This is a genomic window from Marinobacter sp. NFXS11, assembly GCF_040148675.1.
GTDB lineage: Bacteria > Pseudomonadota > Gammaproteobacteria > Pseudomonadales > Oleiphilaceae > Marinobacter.
This window is the reverse complement of the sequence record NZ_JAGDDV010000001.1, coordinates 132,892-149,408: the sequence shown is the minus strand read 5'-3', so window position 1 is coordinate 149,408 and position 16,517 is coordinate 132,892. Positions and strand designations below refer to the sequence as shown.

The following is a 16,517-nucleotide window of genomic DNA, read 5'->3' as shown; positions in this document are numbered from 1 at the left end:
GCAGGGAGTATGACCATGAAAAAAATGACCGAAGCGCAACTTGCAGAACTTGAAACAGATCTGAACGCGATCCGGGATGAGGTTCTGGCGGACCTCGGAGAGCGGGACGCACGTTACATCCGGAGGATGGTCCGGCTACACCGGAGTCTCGAAGCCGGTGGCCGGATCATGATGCCGTTCGGGTTCCTGCCGCCGGTGTTCGTTGCTGCCACGGCAACCCTGGGCATTGCCAAGATCCTGGAAAATATGGAGATTGGGCACAATGTGATGCACGGCCAGTATGACTGGATGAACGACCCGAGCCTGCACTCCCAGACCTACGAGTGGGATACGGTCTGCACAGGAGACTCCTGGCGCCGCACCCATAACTATGAACATCACACCTACACCAACATCATCGGCAAGGACCGTGACTACGGCTACGCAGTCTTAAGACTGACCGATGACGAACCCTGGAAACCCTGGCACACGCTGCAGTTCATCAATTACATCCTGCTGAGCGTGTTCTTCCAGTGGGGCGTGGGCCTGCACGAACTTGAAACCGAGAAGCTGCGGAGCCGGGAAATCAGCTGGCGGGAAAAACTGCCGTTTCTGAAGGAGTTCGCCCGCAAGGGTGGCCGCCAGGCCTTCAAGGATTACGTGTTCTTTCCGCTGCTCACCTTACCGGTGGCGCCCATTGTTCTGGCGGGAAATGCTGGCAGCAACCTGATCCGCAACCTTTGGTCATCCACCGTGATTTTCTGCGGCCATTTCACACAGGATGCGGAAACTTTTACCGAGGAGGAGTGCGAGGGCGAAAGCAAAGGCCACTGGTATCTGCGCCAACTCACCGGGTCTTCAAACTTCACCGGTGGCCGTTGGCTTCACATCCTGAGTGGTCACCTCAGTTACCAGGTAGAGCATCACGTGTTTCCCGACCTGCCTGCCCACCGATATCCGGAAATTTCCGGAAAGGTGCAGGCGGTGTGTCAAAAGCACGGCATACACTACAACACCGGCAGTTTTGCCAGTCAGTACGGAACAGTCATCAAAAGGATACTGAGGCACTCCCTGCCCGGAAAAATGGCTGGGCTTGCCAGAGCGGCCTGACCGGGTCGAACCGGCCAGGCAAGCGAAAGAGGACCTGGCCGGTTCAGGCTATCTGAAGCAATCTCAAAAGCTGGGGTCTGTGCTGTTCCTGAATGACGTCGGCAAGCGTGTACTTGTCGAGCACCTCCAGAAAAGCTTTCAGTGCTTCCCCAAACATGGATTTAAGACCGCAGACCGGTGTTATCTTGCACGCATTCTTGGAGGAGAAGCACTCAACGATGCTCAGATCCTGTTCGGTTTCCCGCACCAGAATGCCGATGCTGATATCCGAAGGGGACCGGTGCAGACGCATGCCACCCTTTTTGCCACGGATAGTCTCGATGTAGCCTTTTTTGTTCAACTGGTGCACCACCTTCATAAGGTGGTTTTTGGAGATATCATAACTGTCAGCGATTTCCTGTATGGTCGCCAGACGATCACCCTGTACCGCCAGATAAATCAGTACTCGAAGTGAATAATCCGTGTAACGGGTGATGTGCATTCAAAGCTCCAGTCGTTATGACAATCGTTCAGTAAGAAGGGCGGGTCACCAAGTAACATGCGGTGCCGCATAAAAATACGCCAGAAATCAACAGCACCAAACCGGAAGCGCCCAACGCAAACAGCATGCCCCAACTAAGCGTCATCATGCTGCACGCCAACACCTTTGCCCTTGCCGGCACCGCCCTGCGTGTGCGCCACTGATCAATGGCCGGCCCGAACCTCGGATGATCTTCAAGCCACTGCGCAAAGGCTGGCGATCCCTTGCTGGCAAAAAAAGCGGCCAACAGGACAAAGATCGTCGTGGGCATAAGCGGCAAAATCACCCCGGCAAATGCCAGACCGATTGATATATACGCAAGAATGCGAAATCCGGTTTTCCCAAAACGGTCGCCCATCACGGGGTTCTCACCAAGGTTCATAACTACATCTATTCTACCGGGATTCAATGAACAGGTCTGCCCAAACGGCTAAGAAATACGAGTCGTGCCACATAGGCCACCTTGATGCCGACCGCGAAAATCAGCGTCCCGATGTGCGCCGCAATCTGAACGGGCATCGCAAGTGCACCTGCCAGAGGGTAGGCACACGCAATTGTGATCAGTAAACCCAGCACCGATAGTCCCAGAGCGCTGTTCGCCGCGAACAGCCATTTTTCGAAGTCATCCATAATCACACCCCTTAACATATCTTTTATTTACTTTTTTAAGATAGCCGCACCCTCGTAAGAAATCAACCATAAAGATTGCGCTGTTCTGCACGAACGCCTCTAAATCACCTACGCATTCGGGGATACCCCTAGAAAAAGTTGACACCTGAAATACATCAATTCAATATTTCGCCATTAAAGACATATTTTGTATGAATGTTTAAGGAGAAATGACTATGAAATCAGAACACGTCAACCGGAGCAAAACAGGGGGAGCGCACCATGGCTAAATACCGCCGCCTATGGTTTTTGCTGATCGGGATCTTGGCAGCAACATTCACATTGCTGGGCTATTTCGGAGCCGAGGTCTATCGCGCGGCACCGCCAATTCCAGACAGGGTTGTGTCAGCAAACGGCGACACCCTGATGACGGAGAAAAGCATTCTTGACGGGCAGACGGCCTGGCAGTCCGTTGGCGGCATGCAACTGGGCTCGATATGGGGTCACGGCGCCTACCAGGCGCCGGACTGGACCGCCGACTGGTTGCACAGGGAGCTGGAAAACTGGTTGGAAATAGGCGCCCGGGAAGAATACGGACAGGGCTGGCACAGCCTCAGCGCGCAACAACAGAACGCCTTGCAATACGAACTGAAAACCGAGTATCGCGCCAACACCTACGACAGTAGTCGTGGCACCGCAGAAGTCTCGGAGCGGCGCGCAGAAGCGATAAAGCAGACCGCCGACTACTATCACAACCTGTTCGGTGCTGACCCTCTGCTGCAGTCCACGCGGGAAAACTATGCCATGAAGGAAAACACCCTGCCGGACCCGGAACGGCGGGAAAGGCTGACCGAGTTTTTCTTCTGGACGGCCTGGGCCGCCGCCACCGAGCGGCCGGACAGCAACGTTACCTACACCAATAACTGGCCGCACGAGCCCCTGATCGACAACAGGCCGAGCGGAGAGAATATAGTCTGGTCGCTCATCAGCGTGGTGCTTTTAATTGCAGGCGTTGGCGGCCTGATCTGGGCCTGGGCCTTCCTGCGCAAAGAGGATGAAGAACCCGAAGCGCCGCTCAAGGATCCGCTGGCTGCAGTCGGGCTCACGCCGTCCCAGAAAGCATTGGGCAAATATCTTCTGCTGGTTGTAGGTCTGTTCACGTTCCAGGTCATGGTGGGCGGCTTTACTGCGCACTATACGGTTGAAGGACAAAGCTTCTACGGAATCAATACTTCCGAGTGGCTCCCCTATTCCCTGATGCGTACCTGGCATATTCAGTCCGCCATGTTCTGGATTGCGACCGGTTTTCTCGCCGCCGGCCTGTTCCTAGCCCCCATCATCAATGGCGGAAAGGACCCGAAGTTCCAGAAGCTCGGTGTAGATATCCTGTTCTGGGCTCTGGTCGCGGTGGTTGTCGGCTCCTTTATTGGCAACTTCCTTGCTATCAACCAGATCATGCCGGCCAACCTCAGCTTCATGCTGGGCCACCAGGGTTACGAGTATGTCGATCTTGGCCGCCTCTGGCAGATCGGAAAGTTCCTTGGCATCGTGTTCTGGCTGTTGCTGATGCTCCGCGGCATCGTTCCCGCCCTGCGCCAGCCTGGCGACAAGAATCTGCTGGCCCTGCTGACTGCCTCGGTCGTTGCCATTGGCCTGTTCTACGGCGCTGGTTTCTTCTACGGTGAGCGCACTCACATCTCGATCATGGAATACTGGCGCTGGTGGATCGTTCACCTTTGGGTCGAAGGCTTCTTTGAGGTGTTCGCTACCGCTGCCCTGGCTTTCATCTTCTGCAGCATGGGTCTGGTGTCCCGCACCGTGGCAACATCGGCCAGCCTGGCATCCGCCAGCCTGTTCATGCTGGGCGGCGTGCCCGGCACCTTCCACCACCTTTACTTCGCCGGCACCACCACGCCTGTGATGGCGGTAGGCGCCACCTTCAGTGCGCTGGAAGTGGTTCCGCTGGTGGTACTCGGTTACGAAGCCTGGGAGAACTGGCGCCTGAAGTCCCGTGCACCGTGGATGGAAAACATCCGCTGGCCACTGACGTTCTTTGTGGCGGTTGCCTTCTGGAACATGCTGGGTGCCGGCGTACTCGGGTTCATGATCAACCCACCGATCGCTCTGTACTACATCCAGGGCCTGAACACCACGCCGACACACGCCCATGCTGCCCTGTTCGGTGTTTACGGATTCCTGGCCCTGGGCTTCGCGCTGATGATCCTGCGCTACATTCGCCCGCGCATTGTCTTTGACGAGCGTCTAATGAAAGTCGGCTTCTGGTGGCTGAACATTGGCCTGGTAATGATGCTGTTTACCAGTCTGTTGCCGGTCGGCTTCATCCAGTTCATTGCCAGCGCCAGCGAGGGCCTGTGGTACGCACGCAGTGAGGCCTTCATGCAGAGCGATATCCTGCAGACCCTGCGCTGGGTCAGAACCATTGGCGACGTGGTCTTCATCGTCGGTGCCCTCGCCGTCACCTGGCAAGTGGTGAAAGGGGTCTTCTTCCCGGACCTGGAGCCGGTTGCCCTCGAAACTGATGAGAGCGGAACAGCCAGCGAGCTGAGCGCCTGATAGAGAGTGCGGGCCAGGGATGGCCCCTCTTTCTGAACCTCAACCAAGGAGTACTGTCATGACAATGACTGAACCTGTAACCAAGGCATCCAATGAAGAGTTGATCGAACATATCCTTACCCGCTATCACGACACTCACCGGGACCAGCTACCGGAACTGGTTCGGCTTTCCGAGCGGGTGGAAAGGGTCCACGGCGGCCATACCGACTGCCCTGCAGGCCTCTCGGCTCACCTTGCGCAGATGGCCGAGGAACTGGAGACCCATATGGCGAAGGAAGAGCAGATTCTGTTCCCGATGATCTCCCGCGGCATATCCGGCATGGCGTTGGGTCCAATCTCCGTCATGCGCGCAGAGCATGAAAGCCACGATTCGGCCCTGATCCGCCTGGATACGCTCACCAATAATCTGAGCCTCCCCGAGGGTGCCTGCAACACCTGGCGCAGGCTCTATGAAAAGATTGCTGTTTTTCGTGAAGACCTGAAGGAGCACATTGCTCTGGAAAACTCGGTGCTGTTTGCCCGGATAGACGGCCTGACTGCCCAAGGGTAATGGGCTTACCTCCCGAGGGGTATCGGAATTGGTGATCCAATCTGCAATACTTGGGCTATACTCAGGTTAAAAAACAATCGGCAACAGGACCCTTCCGATGCCCCAGAACAAGCTGACAGACCGTTTTGGTCGCACTGTCAACTACGTGCGTCTGTCCGTCACTGACCGTTGCGACTTCCGCTGCGTGTACTGTATGGCCGAGGATATGACCTTCCTGCCCCGTCAGCAGGTTCTCACCCTCGAAGAAATCGCTCGCGTTGCCCGTAGCTTTGTCGACCTCGGTACCGAAAAAATCCGTCTGACCGGCGGCGAACCGATGGTACGAAAGGACATTCTGGAGCTGGTCAAGGAAATCGGTACCTACGGCTTGCGCGACTTCGCCATGACCACCAATGGCAGCCAGCTCGCCACCATGGCAGAGCCGCTGCGCAAGGCGGGGATGCACCGCCTGAACATCAGCCTGGATTCTCTGGACCCCGAGAAATTCCGCAACATCACCCGCACCGGCAAACTCTCGCAGGTTCTGGACGGTATTGATGCTGCCCGGGAGGCCGGCTTCCGGGGCATCAAGATCAATACCGTGGTCATGAAAGGCCGCAATGATGAAGAGGTCCCCGAGCTGGTCGAGTTCGCCCGGAAAAAGCAGGTGGACATCACCTTTATTGAAGAGATGCCCCTGGGCGAGATTTCCGAGCACGATCGCGGCCTGGCGTTGTGCACCAGCGAAGAGGTTCGGGACATTATCCGCAAGCACCACGAGCTGGTTCCGGCAACCGAGGATTCCGGCGGTCCAGCCCGCTACTACCGGATGGAAGATAGCGAAACGCGGGTGGGTTTCATTTCTCCCCACTCCCACAACTTCTGCTCTACCTGCAACCGGGTCAGGGTAACCGTTGAGGGGCGGCTGCTTCTGTGCCTCGGCAATGAGCACTCGGTGGATTTGCGCCGCGTGCTGCGTGGAAACCCGGTGACCGATGACAAACTGCGTGAGACCATCATCAACGCCATGGATCTGAAGCCGGAGCGGCATCACTTTTCAGCGAATGGTGATGTGCAGATTCTCCGCTTCATGAACATGACCGGCGGCTAAGCGGCAAGTACAACGAAGGGGTCAGATGAAGACTTTCATCTGACCCCTTTTTCATTTCTGGCGGTCCATTCCATCCATACTATGCATTGCCATGCCGCTATTAAGGTGGTCCATGGTGATTTCTTGAAAAGCCAACACCTTACCGCCGTATTGTCCTGCGAATTTCTCGGCCTCGGCCTTTGCTGAAAATGAAGCAAGCGTTGGCCCCATGGCGCCCGTACGACTGGAACCAACCACATAGAAAGCGTCACGGGCATCAATCAGGGTAGCGTCCGTGGGGCTTTGCCAATCTGTCTGTCCCATATCGTGCACGTAAAGGGTGTGATCACGGTTTGCATTCTCTGGCTGCAAGAACCACGCGAACATGTCTCGAGTGGAGCAAAACTTTCTAACCTGGTGGTCTTTTTCAGTGAAAGCCTGGCCTTTGGGGCCGGGAAAACCCTCGATAACCATGCCGCAGACGTGGCATTCGTCGCCGCTTTCGAAATGGACCGCGGCAGGCTTGCCGGTGGACTGCTCCTCGGCACCTGAACAGGCGGTGAGCGTAACAACTGCGAAGGCGGCAAGGAGCCAGTTGAGTTTTCTTGTGTTCATCGGGACAGCTCCGTTCAGATACGGCGGTTTCGGAAAAGTAACAGGGCGCCTGCCAGCGGGATGACAAACCAGAACACCAGACCTATCCACAGCCCGGTGGCCCCAATGGGGAGGTCGGCTCCCAGGCTGAGAACGCCACTGAGCTGTGCGCTGTCGCCGAAGGCAACAATATTGAGCAGGCGGTAGATGTCGGTGGGATTGAGCATCAACAGCCAGGGCAGCAGTTCCGCGCTGAACTGGCCTTCGCTGGCCACAAGGGTCCCCAACAGCATCAGGTCGAAGATCAGCACAAAGAAAAACCAGATCGCCAGAGCCAGGCCGGCGGCGATGGGCTTTTCGCTGACCCGAACACTGATCACGTAGGCAAGGGCAATAAAACCCCATCCCAGCAGCACGGTGGAGCCAATAAACCTCAGCATGGCTGCCGCGAGGCTGGCAATAGCAACGTCTTCCACCAGCACGGCAATGGCAACGCCAGCGACACCGAAACCGATCACAGTGGCAAGAGCGAGGGTCAGGCCGTGGCCAAGGAACTTGCCGAGCAGCAGTTGGCTTCGACTCAGCGGGTACGTCAGCAGCAGCAGAAGCGTCCCACCCTCTTCTTCGCCGACGATGGCATCGTATGCCAGGAGCAGTGCGATCAAAGGAATCAGGAAAATTCCAAGGCTCGCGAGACTGGCGATGGTGGCTGGCGTCGAAGCGTAGCCAACCTGACCGGAGGCCGCGGCGCCAAACCAGGCAATGCCGAGGGCCAGGCTGGCGAAAACCAGAGAGATCGCCATCAGCCAGCGATTGCGCAGGCTGTCACTCAGTTCCTTCCGGGCAATTGTCCAGATGCTGTTCATTGACTGCCTCCCCTGTGGGCCAGACCACCGGCACCGATAAAGTGCACGTAGACATCCTCCAGGCTGGGTTGGTGAATACTCACATCAGCCAGTTCACCCGATTCGAACAGTGTTTGCAGCAGAGCCATCTTCTCCCTCGGTTGTACATCCACCCTCAGCCGGCCATTGTCGGCTTTCACCATCAGACCATTGCGACTTGCCGAGCGATCGACAACCTTCTCAAGTGCACGAACACTGTTGGCCGGATCCAGCGACAGTGTTACCGGCATGTTCGCCTGCCTGCGGAGCGCGGCCAGATCACCGGCCGCTTTCAGTGCGCCCTCAGTCAGAATCGCCGCCCGGTCAATGTAGGGCTCGACACCCGGCAGAACGTGGGAACACAAAACAATCCCCGCGCCCCCATCGCGCAAATCCCGGAGCAGCCGGTAAAGGTCGGCCGTGGCCACCGGATCCAGCCCCACGGTCGGTTCATCAAGCATGAGAAGCTTCGGCTTGCCCAAGAGCGCCTGGGCCAGCCCGAGACGCTGCCGCATGCCTTTGGAATAGGTTTTGGTGCGGGCATCTATGGCATCGCTCAAACCCACCTGCTCCAGCAGCTCCGGTACCTGCCTTAACGAAGCGCCCTTGAGCCGCGCGAAATGGCTCAGAATCTCCCGACCGGTCAGCTGCGGGTAAAACATCACATTCTCCGGCAGGTAACCGATGTGCTGGGTAACCTGAGGATCTCCGGCATGGCCACCAAGCACGGATACCGCGCCCTGGGTCGGCTGCATCAGGCCGAGGATAAGCTTGATCGATGTGGTCTTTCCGGCGCCGTTGTGGCCGAACAGACCCAGAATCTCACCGGGCTCCAGACTCAGATCAATGCCCTGCAGCACCGGGCTCTTGTCGTACCGGTAACTCACATTTTCAAGACGAAAACAGCTCATCGGATCTCCGTTTTCAGGTCGGCGGGAATTCGCATCAGGGGATAGGAATCGGCAACTCCTGCGTCTTTCACCACCGGAAACGCATCCTGCACCCAGCGCAGGGTATCCACTGCCGGGCTGAACATCAGAATCTTCGCCTCCGGATACTTCCACAGCAGCCGATCAATATTGTCGTTGGGCTCATAGGGCACGTCGCCAACCCCATTCTGATTGCGATCCCAGCCCAGATAATCGCTCCAGTAATTACCCTTGCCATCCCTGGACCACTCCTGGGTCCGCGTGGCCACATACTTCACCTGCCTCTGGTTGTTCACGAAGGCGTTACCGAACACCTCGTTGTCTTCAGAACCGGCCGTCAGGTGAATACCGATATTGCTATCCGCAAACAGATTGCCCTCGAACGTGTTGTACAGGGAGTTGTAGATAAACACCGCCTTACCTTCGGCTCCCTCAATCATCACTCCGCCAGTCCTGCCCTGGGAAACCCCGGTCACCACATTGCCCCGCAGCTCCGACTGGGTAATGAAATTCATCAGAATCCCGTAGTTCTCATCATTCACAGACCGGTTATTGATTACCTTCAGACGCTTGCTCTGCATCAGCGCATAGCCGGTTCGAGTGTTACGGGTGACATTGTTCTCCAGCAGATTGTTCATCGAGTACATGTAATGGATGCCATAACGCAGATCCGCCATTTCATTGCCCCGGATCGTGTTGTTATTCGCCGTCTCGATGTAAATCGCATCCCGGGTCTGACGGATATCATTGCCCTCAATCAGCGCCCCGGTGGTGTTGAACAGGTGAATCCCGTTACCCCGGTCATTCGGACGCAGACTGTCATCACCGCGAATCGTATTACTCCGCACCGTCACATCCGGCGTCGCATCCAGCCAGACCCCAAACGCCGGCCCCCGCAGATGGTTGTTCTCAACCACTGCGCCCCGGGCCTCCCGGGCCACAAAAATCCCCGCATCCAGCTCATTCAGATTGCCGCCCCAGTTGCGCAAAGCACAACCGGAAAATGTCACCTCCTCGGCGACGATATCCACCGCATTCCCCTGCCCGCCCGGGTCAATCACCGTCTCTGGGTGGCAAGACACAGTCACCCCGGGCACCCGAATAGCCAGAGACGAAATCTGCTCAGGAGGAAGCTCAAAGCTCGCGCCCGGTTCCAGGGCATCAAGCCGTTCTTGCAGGTCCGCTTGCGCGGTCAGCGAAAACAGAGCGACGGTCAGAGCCACTCCATACCGCATGGTTCGATACATCAATTTTTCTCAAAAGTAAGGAATTTGGAGAACTACACCTTGCCTCGAGCAAAGCGATGGAACAGGGCTCTCCGAAACCGTAGAGGGCCATGGATGGCCCGATCCGAGCCCTACATGGGTGAGGCCGAGCGCTTATGAAGCGAAGCTTCATGCGACAGACTCACGACCGCAATCTATGATTGCGGGCCGGACCCGCTTGCGGGTACTTGCGGGCGTGTTTCGGAAAGCCCTGTTCCATCGGTTTGCCGCACCCAACCAGCAGGCCTGCCAGGACCCATACAGGAGCCCTGACAGGAACCTCAATGGATCAGGCTTTCTCTACAATCATGCGACCCCGCATTTCCATATGCAGCGCATGACAGAACCAGTTGCAGTAGTACCAGTGAACCCCCGGCTTATCCGCCACAAAAGTCACCGAAGACGTCTGCTGAGGACTGATCTCCATGCTCACCCCATGGTTGACCATACAGAAACCATGAGTGACATCCTCAATGGTGTCCTGGTTCGACACATACACCGTCACCTCATCACCCTGCTTCACCTTGAACTCGGTCATACCGTACATTGGCGCCACGGACGTCATATAGACCCGAACCTTGTTGCCGTCGCGGATAACCTTATTGTCGGCCTCCAGAGTAACGCCGTCCTTCTTCGCCTGCTCGCGGGCCGAGGCAAAATAAGGGTCGTCACGATCATAGATCTTCTTGGTCTTGATCTGGTCACGACGCACCAGGATGCAGTCATGGGGCTCGGCGAAGGTCGGGCCATCGTGAACCAGTTTCATCTCCTCGCCGGAAATATCGATCAACTGGTCGTTCTCCGGATGCAGAGGCCCCACCGGCAGGAAGCGGTCTTTCGAGAACTTCGACAGCACCACCAGCCACTTGCCATCGGCGTCTCGTGATTCGGTCAGGGAGGCATGGTTGTGACCCGGCTGATAGTGAACATCCAGCTTCTGGCGGATGTAGTTTACCTTTTCGCCATTGTAGTGCTTGATGGCATCGGCAATGTTCCACTTGGCCACCTGGCTGTCGATAAACAGCGTGGTGTAAGCATTACCCCGGCCGTCGAAGGTTGTGTGCAGGGGCCCAAGGCCCAGTTCCGGTTCGCCAACCACAGTATCCCGCGGCTCAATCTTGCCATCGAACAGATCATCCAGCTTGTCGATCGCAATAATGGTGGCCGTCGGTGACAGCTTGCCGTTGGCAATAAAGTACTTGCCGTCCGGAGAGGTATTGAGACCATGCGGGTTCTTGGGAACCGGGATGTAACGGGTCAGTTCCGAGCCTGCACGACCGTCTACCACAGGCACCTTGGAATCACCCAGGGTCTTGTAGTTGCCGTTCTTGACCGCCTGCTCAATGCGTTCGATGTTGAACACTACCGCCCAGTCCCGATCGTTGCGCATGGTGCCGGCCAGATCCAGGGCCTTCTCCGAGTTATAGCAGGTGGAGCAGGCGTACTTGCCGGTATAGTCCGCGTCGGTGTTGTCGAGGTTGCCGTCAACAATCACCTGGAAGGCCACCTCCATGGTCTCCGCATCCACCGCGTTGAACATGGTGAAGCTGCTTTCAAGGGTTGTGTCGCTGCCATCGTTCGGATGGGGAATGACATACTCGGCGTTGCAGAACACGTACTTGGTCTTGGGAACTTTCTGAAGCCGGAGGCCGTGAATGGCCTGAACATTGGGAATGGTGGTGATCTTGTCACACTTCATGATATCCAGACGGATACGGGCCACCCGGGTGTTGGCTTTGTCATTGATGAACAGGTACTTTCCATCGTAACGACCGTCGGTCATGGAAATGTGCGGGTGGTGGCAGTCACCGTTCAGAAAGGTGTTATCGTGCCCCAGTACATCCTTGCTTTCGTTGGTGAGACCCCAGCCCGTAGCCGAATCCACGTTGAAAACCGGAATCCGCATGAGTTCGCGCATGGAGGGCACCCCCAGAACTCGTACTTCACCAGAATGACCACCACTCCAGAACCCGTAGTACTCATCCAGCTCGCCGGGATGCACAATAAAGTTATTACGGGCCTCTTCGGCGGCTGCAGCGAACGACTCCCGGGACATCACTGCACCTCCAAGCCCCGTTGCACCAGCCACGCCGGCCAGTGCCGCTGCGCCCATGAACCGGCGACGGCTCTGGCCGCTTTCCGGAAGTTCCGGGGTAGACTTGGTCAGATCATCTTTCTTTTTCATAACATCCAACTCCGTTATTGGTAATGGCGGTTTTACTTCTCATGCTTTCTTTTTATGAGACTGCTCAAGTCACCTGAACCACCGGAATCTCCTCCGGATGGCCCGGTGCGTTATGACCCCGGCGCTTGCCGCGTCGTTTCACGATCAGCGGCGGGCACTTGTGGTCATCGAAATAGGTCATCTGGCAATCCAGGCAGTAATGGCATTCCATGTAATTGATGTGCCCGTCCGGGTGGATGGCCTGTACCTCACACTCGTGATCACACAACCGGCAGGGATTGCCACATTCCTTGCGCCGCTTGAGCCAGTCGAACACCCTTAGCTTGGTCGGCAACGCCAGCGCTGCGCCCAGTGGGCACATGTAGCGGCAGAACACCTTGCGGGTGAAAAGGTTGACCACCAGCAGCAGGGCGGCATAGGTGACAAATGGCCAGCTCCGATCAAATTTCAGGGTGATAGCGGTCTTGAAGGGCTCAACCTCGGCCAGTCGCTCGGCGGTTGCCATGGAGTCCAGGGACACCCCGAACAGCACCAGAAGAACGATGTATTTGATGGCCCAAAGCCGCTCGTGCAAAGCGAATGGCACGGTGTACTGGGGCACCTTGAGCTTGCGGGCAATCTCGTTCAGCAATTCCTGCAGCGCCCCGAACGGACACAGCCAGCCGCAGTACACCGCACGGCCCCACAAAAGGATGATGCCTGCCACCACGGCCCATAGAATGAAAATCACCGGGTCGATCAGGAAGGTCTGCCAACTGAAGCCACTGATGAGACTGTTGGCAAACGTCAGCACGTTAACGATGGACAGCTGCCCCATGGCATACCAGCCAATGAAAACCAGGGTGTAGGTGAGAAACGCATGACGGATCCAGCGCATCATCTTCGGCTTCTTGACCAGCCAGTCCTGGAAAAACAGGATAAACAGCAGCACGCCGATGCCAATGCCCAATACCGTGATCTGGAATTCACGCTGGTACCAGACCTGCACCCACATGGGCTGGTCCGCCAGCATTTCCTCTTCGGTCATGACTGGTGCGGGTCGGGTATAGTACTGGTCCGGCAACTGGTAAGTGAGCGGGAAAACCTGAAACTCACTGTCCAAAGGACCGGTCTGGCGCTTGACCGTGAGTTCCAGAGTCCATTCGGTGCCAGGGTCAAAATTGTACTGCTGGCGAATAATGAAAATCGCCATCTCGGAAAACTCCGGCATGCCCTCGGCATAAACGTCACTCAACCGGTAGAAATCCAGGTCACGGAAGTTAAAGGTGTCACCAAACTGGCGAATCTGGATACGGTCGAAGATGCCGCCGCGAACGTAGCCCGATCCTTTGAAGGAGTAGTCACCCCTGGCCATGACCGCGATCGCATGCTCGCCCTCTTTCAGCTCACCGGTCAGCCACTGGAACTGGCTCTCGCCCAGCAGGTTGCGACCAATGTTGGGTACATCCAGATAAGCGGTGTACAGGTCGATGAGAGGCTTGCCACGCTGTTTCTTCGGCGTGGTATCAATGCCTTCCGCAGCAGTGCCCTTGAAAGCATCATCCACCTGCCCCCTGGTAAGCTTGAGCCGGCGTACAGAACCTTCACCCAGCAGCGTCTGCCAGCTTTTCTCCTCGAAGGTGTCGGTCTGAATGTTGGCGGGTGACGGACGGGCATTGCTCAGGCTCTCAACCAGGCCCAGTTCAGCCGCAACGCGGTGGGCCGACTTCATGATGACCTCATTCACTACCATCACCGTGACGGTAGCGCCGGACAGGCCGTCCACGGCCACCTTGCGTTCCGTGGAGGTTCCACCAACAGTCACCCGCTGATCTGCCTTCAGACCCACGTACTGGTCGGTAAACTGATGCAGCTTGATCTCGGGAATACCAACAAGCAGAATCGGTTCGTGATGCTCGATAACACGGGTATTGACGATGTTCCCTTCGGTATCCAGGACCACGACGATATTCAGAGGCTTACCGGAATAGGCCGGTGTCTGGACAAAATCCAGGGACTGATAGGCATACCCTTTGAGCTCATCTCCCGCATACAGCTCCTGAATCGCCCGGTTGCCCTCACGGGGCACCACGGCATCTACACCGGGCAACGTTTGCTGTATTACCTGGCGACCGGCCACCGGTTCGTATTCAGACAGTGGCGCAGCCTCCAGAGTCAGAGCCATGACGGAGGCAAACAAGAGGAAAACGAGGCGGAAAAAAGCGGACACAGAAGACTCCTGAAGAAAAACGCCCTATTGCTTCAGCCTAGGTGAAGTAGAGGAAAATCAAATACCTCTTATTGAATACACCCGGCGGATGGTTCCATCCCATAAACGCTGTCAGCCCAGGCTGACAGCGTTTCCCTGTGAATCGAGAGGGAGGTAGTTGTTGATATGGCCAAGACGAATGGACTCCACCATCATGGTCAGCGGCTGCTGAGCCTCATCGGTGGACGGGGGCGTGCCACCACGCCCGGACATAGCGGCGACGAACACCACATCCCAGGCCTGGCCCGTAGCTTGGGATTCCTCAGAAAGGACATTGAAATCCGGTGCCTCATCGGGCGTTTTGTCGACGCAGACTACCGGCGTCAGGGCGCCACCCTCGCCGCGCTCAAAGGCGGCTTTTTCTTCCAGCGAAGCCTCGTCCGGCAACTCGGCCCGACAGAAAACGAATAGCAGGCGCTGGGGTTCCTGCTGGCTGTAGGAGGCCTGAATCAGGTCACTGTAACTGCTGATCATGCTGGTGAATCCTTGCTGGTTCCGGGCCGCTGCGCTTTACGCCTGGCGGGCAATGAGCTGGTTGGACGAGGCAAGCCTGCGAATTTCGTCGCACACTTCTTCCACGGCGTCGTTGCCGTAGCTCTGTCCATAATGTTTTTTGAAGCCGAATTCGTAGAGGCGGACATGTTCATCGGGCTCTACTCCGATGTTCTCCAGACAGGCGCGGGCGCAATGCAGTGGGCAGCCATCGATCACCGTGATCGGGCGCCCGGATCTGGCGGTCTTGACCAGGGAGGCCACCTTGCCCCCCACGCCCGAGATGCAGGACATCTCGAACTCACCGGCGTGATCGAGCTTCACTGCTGCATTGTTGGCCAGCTGTGCGACATCGGAGCAGCCAGAACAGGAGTAGATCAGCGGTCGCTGCTTTCTTGCTTTCACGCTTCCTCCTTTTGGGAGCCTGGAGGGTGGATAGTTGGCGGTTACTGGCTGATCTCGATCAGGCGACGGGGATCGGAGATAAACAGCCGGCTGCGGTTGACCCGCACAAGGCCGTTGGATCTCAAGTCCGCCAGAATCCGGGAGAAGGTTTCCGGCTGCATGGCCAGCCTGGAAGCCACCAGGCACTTCGGTAGCGGCAGCTCCACTTCACCGCCCTCTTCTGCTCCGTTGGGCAGCAGGTCGATCAGGTAACGGATCAGCCGGTCCCGGGCGTTCTGAACGGTCATGATCTCCAGGTCGTGGAACCGGGAAACCGCGCGTTTGGCGTAGTGCCGAAGCGCCGCCTGGGCGTATCGGGGATTGCTTTCCAGCATGTCCTGGTAGGCTTTGACCGGGATCATCAGCACTTCGCTGGATTTCAGCGCCTCAGCGTAGCAGGCGTAGCGCGGCGGATCGGCGTAGATCATGACTTCGGCGAAGCAGTCGCCTGGGGCGATGCTATCGAGGGTTCGGTCGATGCCGGAGGAGTCCAGGCGGTAAAGTCGCAAGCGGCCAGAGAGCACGAAAAAGAAGTTGTGGGCCGGCATGTCCTGACGATAAAGCAACTGGTGATGGCCAAGACGGACTCTTCGGGATTGCTGGATCAGGTGCTGCAGGTCCTTTCCGGTAAGTTCCGAGAACAATGGATGACTGCGCAGGGCCTCGAGGCCGTCTTCGTCGTCAAATGGTTTGTTGATGGCGACAAGCACGGGTTTGGTATACCGGGTTTGGGCTGCTTGGGTCAGTGCCATGGGGCTATCCTCTTTGCATATTCATGCATTCGAAATCATGATTTACATAGTAGAAGGATACGGGGTGAAAATCGCTCCCCCCATGGGGGTATTTGGGGGGGTTATTCGGGAGTAATTGATCTAACTCAAAGTGTTCTGTTGCCACCTAATTTGAGTTAAACAGGCATCCATTAATGCCGGGTTCCTGGCGCATTTGATATGGAGCTCAGACTGGCAGGAACCCCCTTTCCAAAACTCGCTCCTTGCGGCACATCCATGTGGCGCTTGACTGCAGCCATCCATGGCTGCAGACAGTTTTGGAAAGGGGGTTCCT

The 16,517-nt window shown here is 56.8% G+C and carries 16 protein-coding genes; 4 read left to right on the top strand and 12 right to left on the bottom strand.

What is annotated here, in order from left to right:
- Positions 1–15: 15 nt before the first annotated feature.
- A complete protein-coding gene (locus J3362_RS00695) occupies positions 16–1,089 on the top strand; it encodes a fatty acid desaturase family protein (RefSeq protein ID WP_349517652.1) in 1,074 nt (357 codons plus the stop codon).
- Between the two features lie 43 nt (positions 1,090–1,132).
- Here J3362_RS00695 and J3362_RS00690 read toward each other — a convergent pair whose 3' ends face one another.
- From J3362_RS00690 to J3362_RS00680, 3 genes are read right to left on the bottom strand one after another with little or no spacing between them, the layout of a single operon-like run.
- Complete coding sequence (locus J3362_RS00690) at positions 1,133–1,570, bottom strand: RrF2 family transcriptional regulator (protein ID WP_014578197.1); 438 nt, start codon at positions 1,568–1,570, stop codon at positions 1,133–1,135.
- A gap of 28 nt (positions 1,571–1,598) precedes the next feature.
- Positions 1,599–1,991: a YbaN family protein gene (locus tag J3362_RS00685; protein WP_349517651.1), complete on the bottom strand. Its 393-nt coding sequence runs from the start codon at positions 1,989–1,991 to the stop codon at positions 1,599–1,601.
- Positions 1,992–2,014: 23 nt separating this feature from the next.
- A complete protein-coding gene (locus tag J3362_RS00680) occupies positions 2,015–2,239 on the bottom strand; it encodes a hypothetical protein (RefSeq protein WP_349517650.1) in 225 nt (74 codons plus the stop codon).
- Between the two features lie 261 nt (positions 2,240–2,500).
- Here J3362_RS00680 and J3362_RS00675 point away from each other — a divergent pair, with 261 nt between their 5' ends.
- The 3 genes from J3362_RS00675 to moaA all read left to right on the top strand — a co-directional run bounded on the left by J3362_RS00675 (position 2,501) and on the right by moaA (position 6,432).
- The gene (locus J3362_RS00675) at positions 2,501–4,792 is read left to right on the top strand and encodes a nitric-oxide reductase large subunit (protein ID WP_349517649.1); all 2,292 of its coding nucleotides are present in this window, start codon (positions 2,501–2,503) and stop codon (positions 4,790–4,792) included.
- A 64-nt stretch (positions 4,793–4,856) separates the two neighbouring features.
- Complete coding sequence (locus tag J3362_RS00670) at positions 4,857–5,342, top strand: hemerythrin domain-containing protein (RefSeq protein WP_349517648.1); 486 nt, start codon at positions 4,857–4,859, stop codon at positions 5,340–5,342.
- Positions 5,343–5,439: 97 nt separating this feature from the next.
- Entirely contained in the window at positions 5,440–6,432 is a 993-nt protein-coding gene (moaA, locus tag J3362_RS00665) for a GTP 3',8-cyclase MoaA (RefSeq protein ID WP_349517647.1), read from the top strand.
- 51 nt (positions 6,433–6,483) lie between these two features.
- Here moaA and J3362_RS00660 read toward each other — a convergent pair whose 3' ends face one another.
- The 9 genes from J3362_RS00660 to J3362_RS00620 form a co-directional block, all read right to left on the bottom strand.
- Entirely contained in the window at positions 6,484–7,026 is a 543-nt protein-coding gene (locus J3362_RS00660; protein WP_349517646.1) for a nitrous oxide reductase accessory protein NosL, read from the bottom strand.
- Positions 7,027–7,040: 14 nt separating this feature from the next.
- Positions 7,041–7,871, bottom strand: a complete 831-nt coding sequence (locus J3362_RS00655; RefSeq protein ID WP_349517645.1) for an ABC transporter permease — start codon at positions 7,869–7,871, stop codon at positions 7,041–7,043.
- On the bottom strand, positions 7,868–8,800 hold the full coding sequence (locus tag J3362_RS00650) for an ABC transporter ATP-binding protein (protein ID WP_349517644.1): 933 nt from the start codon (positions 8,798–8,800) through the stop codon (positions 7,868–7,870). The genes J3362_RS00655 and J3362_RS00650 overlap by 4 nt, the downstream gene beginning before the upstream one ends.
- Complete coding sequence (locus J3362_RS00645; protein ID WP_349517643.1) at positions 8,797–10,065, bottom strand: nitrous oxide reductase family maturation protein NosD; 1,269 nt, start codon at positions 10,063–10,065, stop codon at positions 8,797–8,799. Before J3362_RS00645 ends, J3362_RS00650 begins: the two co-directional genes overlap by 4 nt.
- 307 nt (positions 10,066–10,372) lie before the next feature.
- Positions 10,373–12,268 carry a TAT-dependent nitrous-oxide reductase gene (nosZ, locus tag J3362_RS00640; protein ID WP_349517642.1) on the bottom strand — a complete coding sequence of 632 codons (1,896 nt, stop codon included), beginning with the start codon at positions 12,266–12,268 and terminating at the stop codon, positions 10,373–10,375.
- A 64-nt stretch (positions 12,269–12,332) separates the two neighbouring features.
- On the bottom strand, positions 12,333–14,432 hold the full coding sequence (nosR, locus tag J3362_RS00635) for a transcriptional regulator NosR (protein WP_349519230.1): 2,100 nt from the start codon (positions 14,430–14,432) through the stop codon (positions 12,333–12,335).
- Between the two features lie 156 nt (positions 14,433–14,588).
- Positions 14,589–14,990 carry a ribonucleotide reductase subunit alpha gene (locus tag J3362_RS00630; protein ID WP_349517641.1) on the bottom strand — a complete coding sequence of 134 codons (402 nt, stop codon included), beginning with the start codon at positions 14,988–14,990 and terminating at the stop codon, positions 14,589–14,591.
- A gap of 36 nt (positions 14,991–15,026) precedes the next feature.
- Positions 15,027–15,413, bottom strand: coding sequence for a putative zinc-binding protein (locus tag J3362_RS00625; RefSeq protein WP_349517640.1), 387 nt, complete (start codon positions 15,411–15,413; stop codon positions 15,027–15,029).
- A gap of 41 nt (positions 15,414–15,454) precedes the next feature.
- Positions 15,455–16,204, bottom strand: a complete 750-nt coding sequence (locus J3362_RS00620) for a Crp/Fnr family transcriptional regulator (protein WP_349517639.1) — start codon at positions 16,202–16,204, stop codon at positions 15,455–15,457.
- Positions 16,205–16,517: the final 313 nt, after the last annotated feature.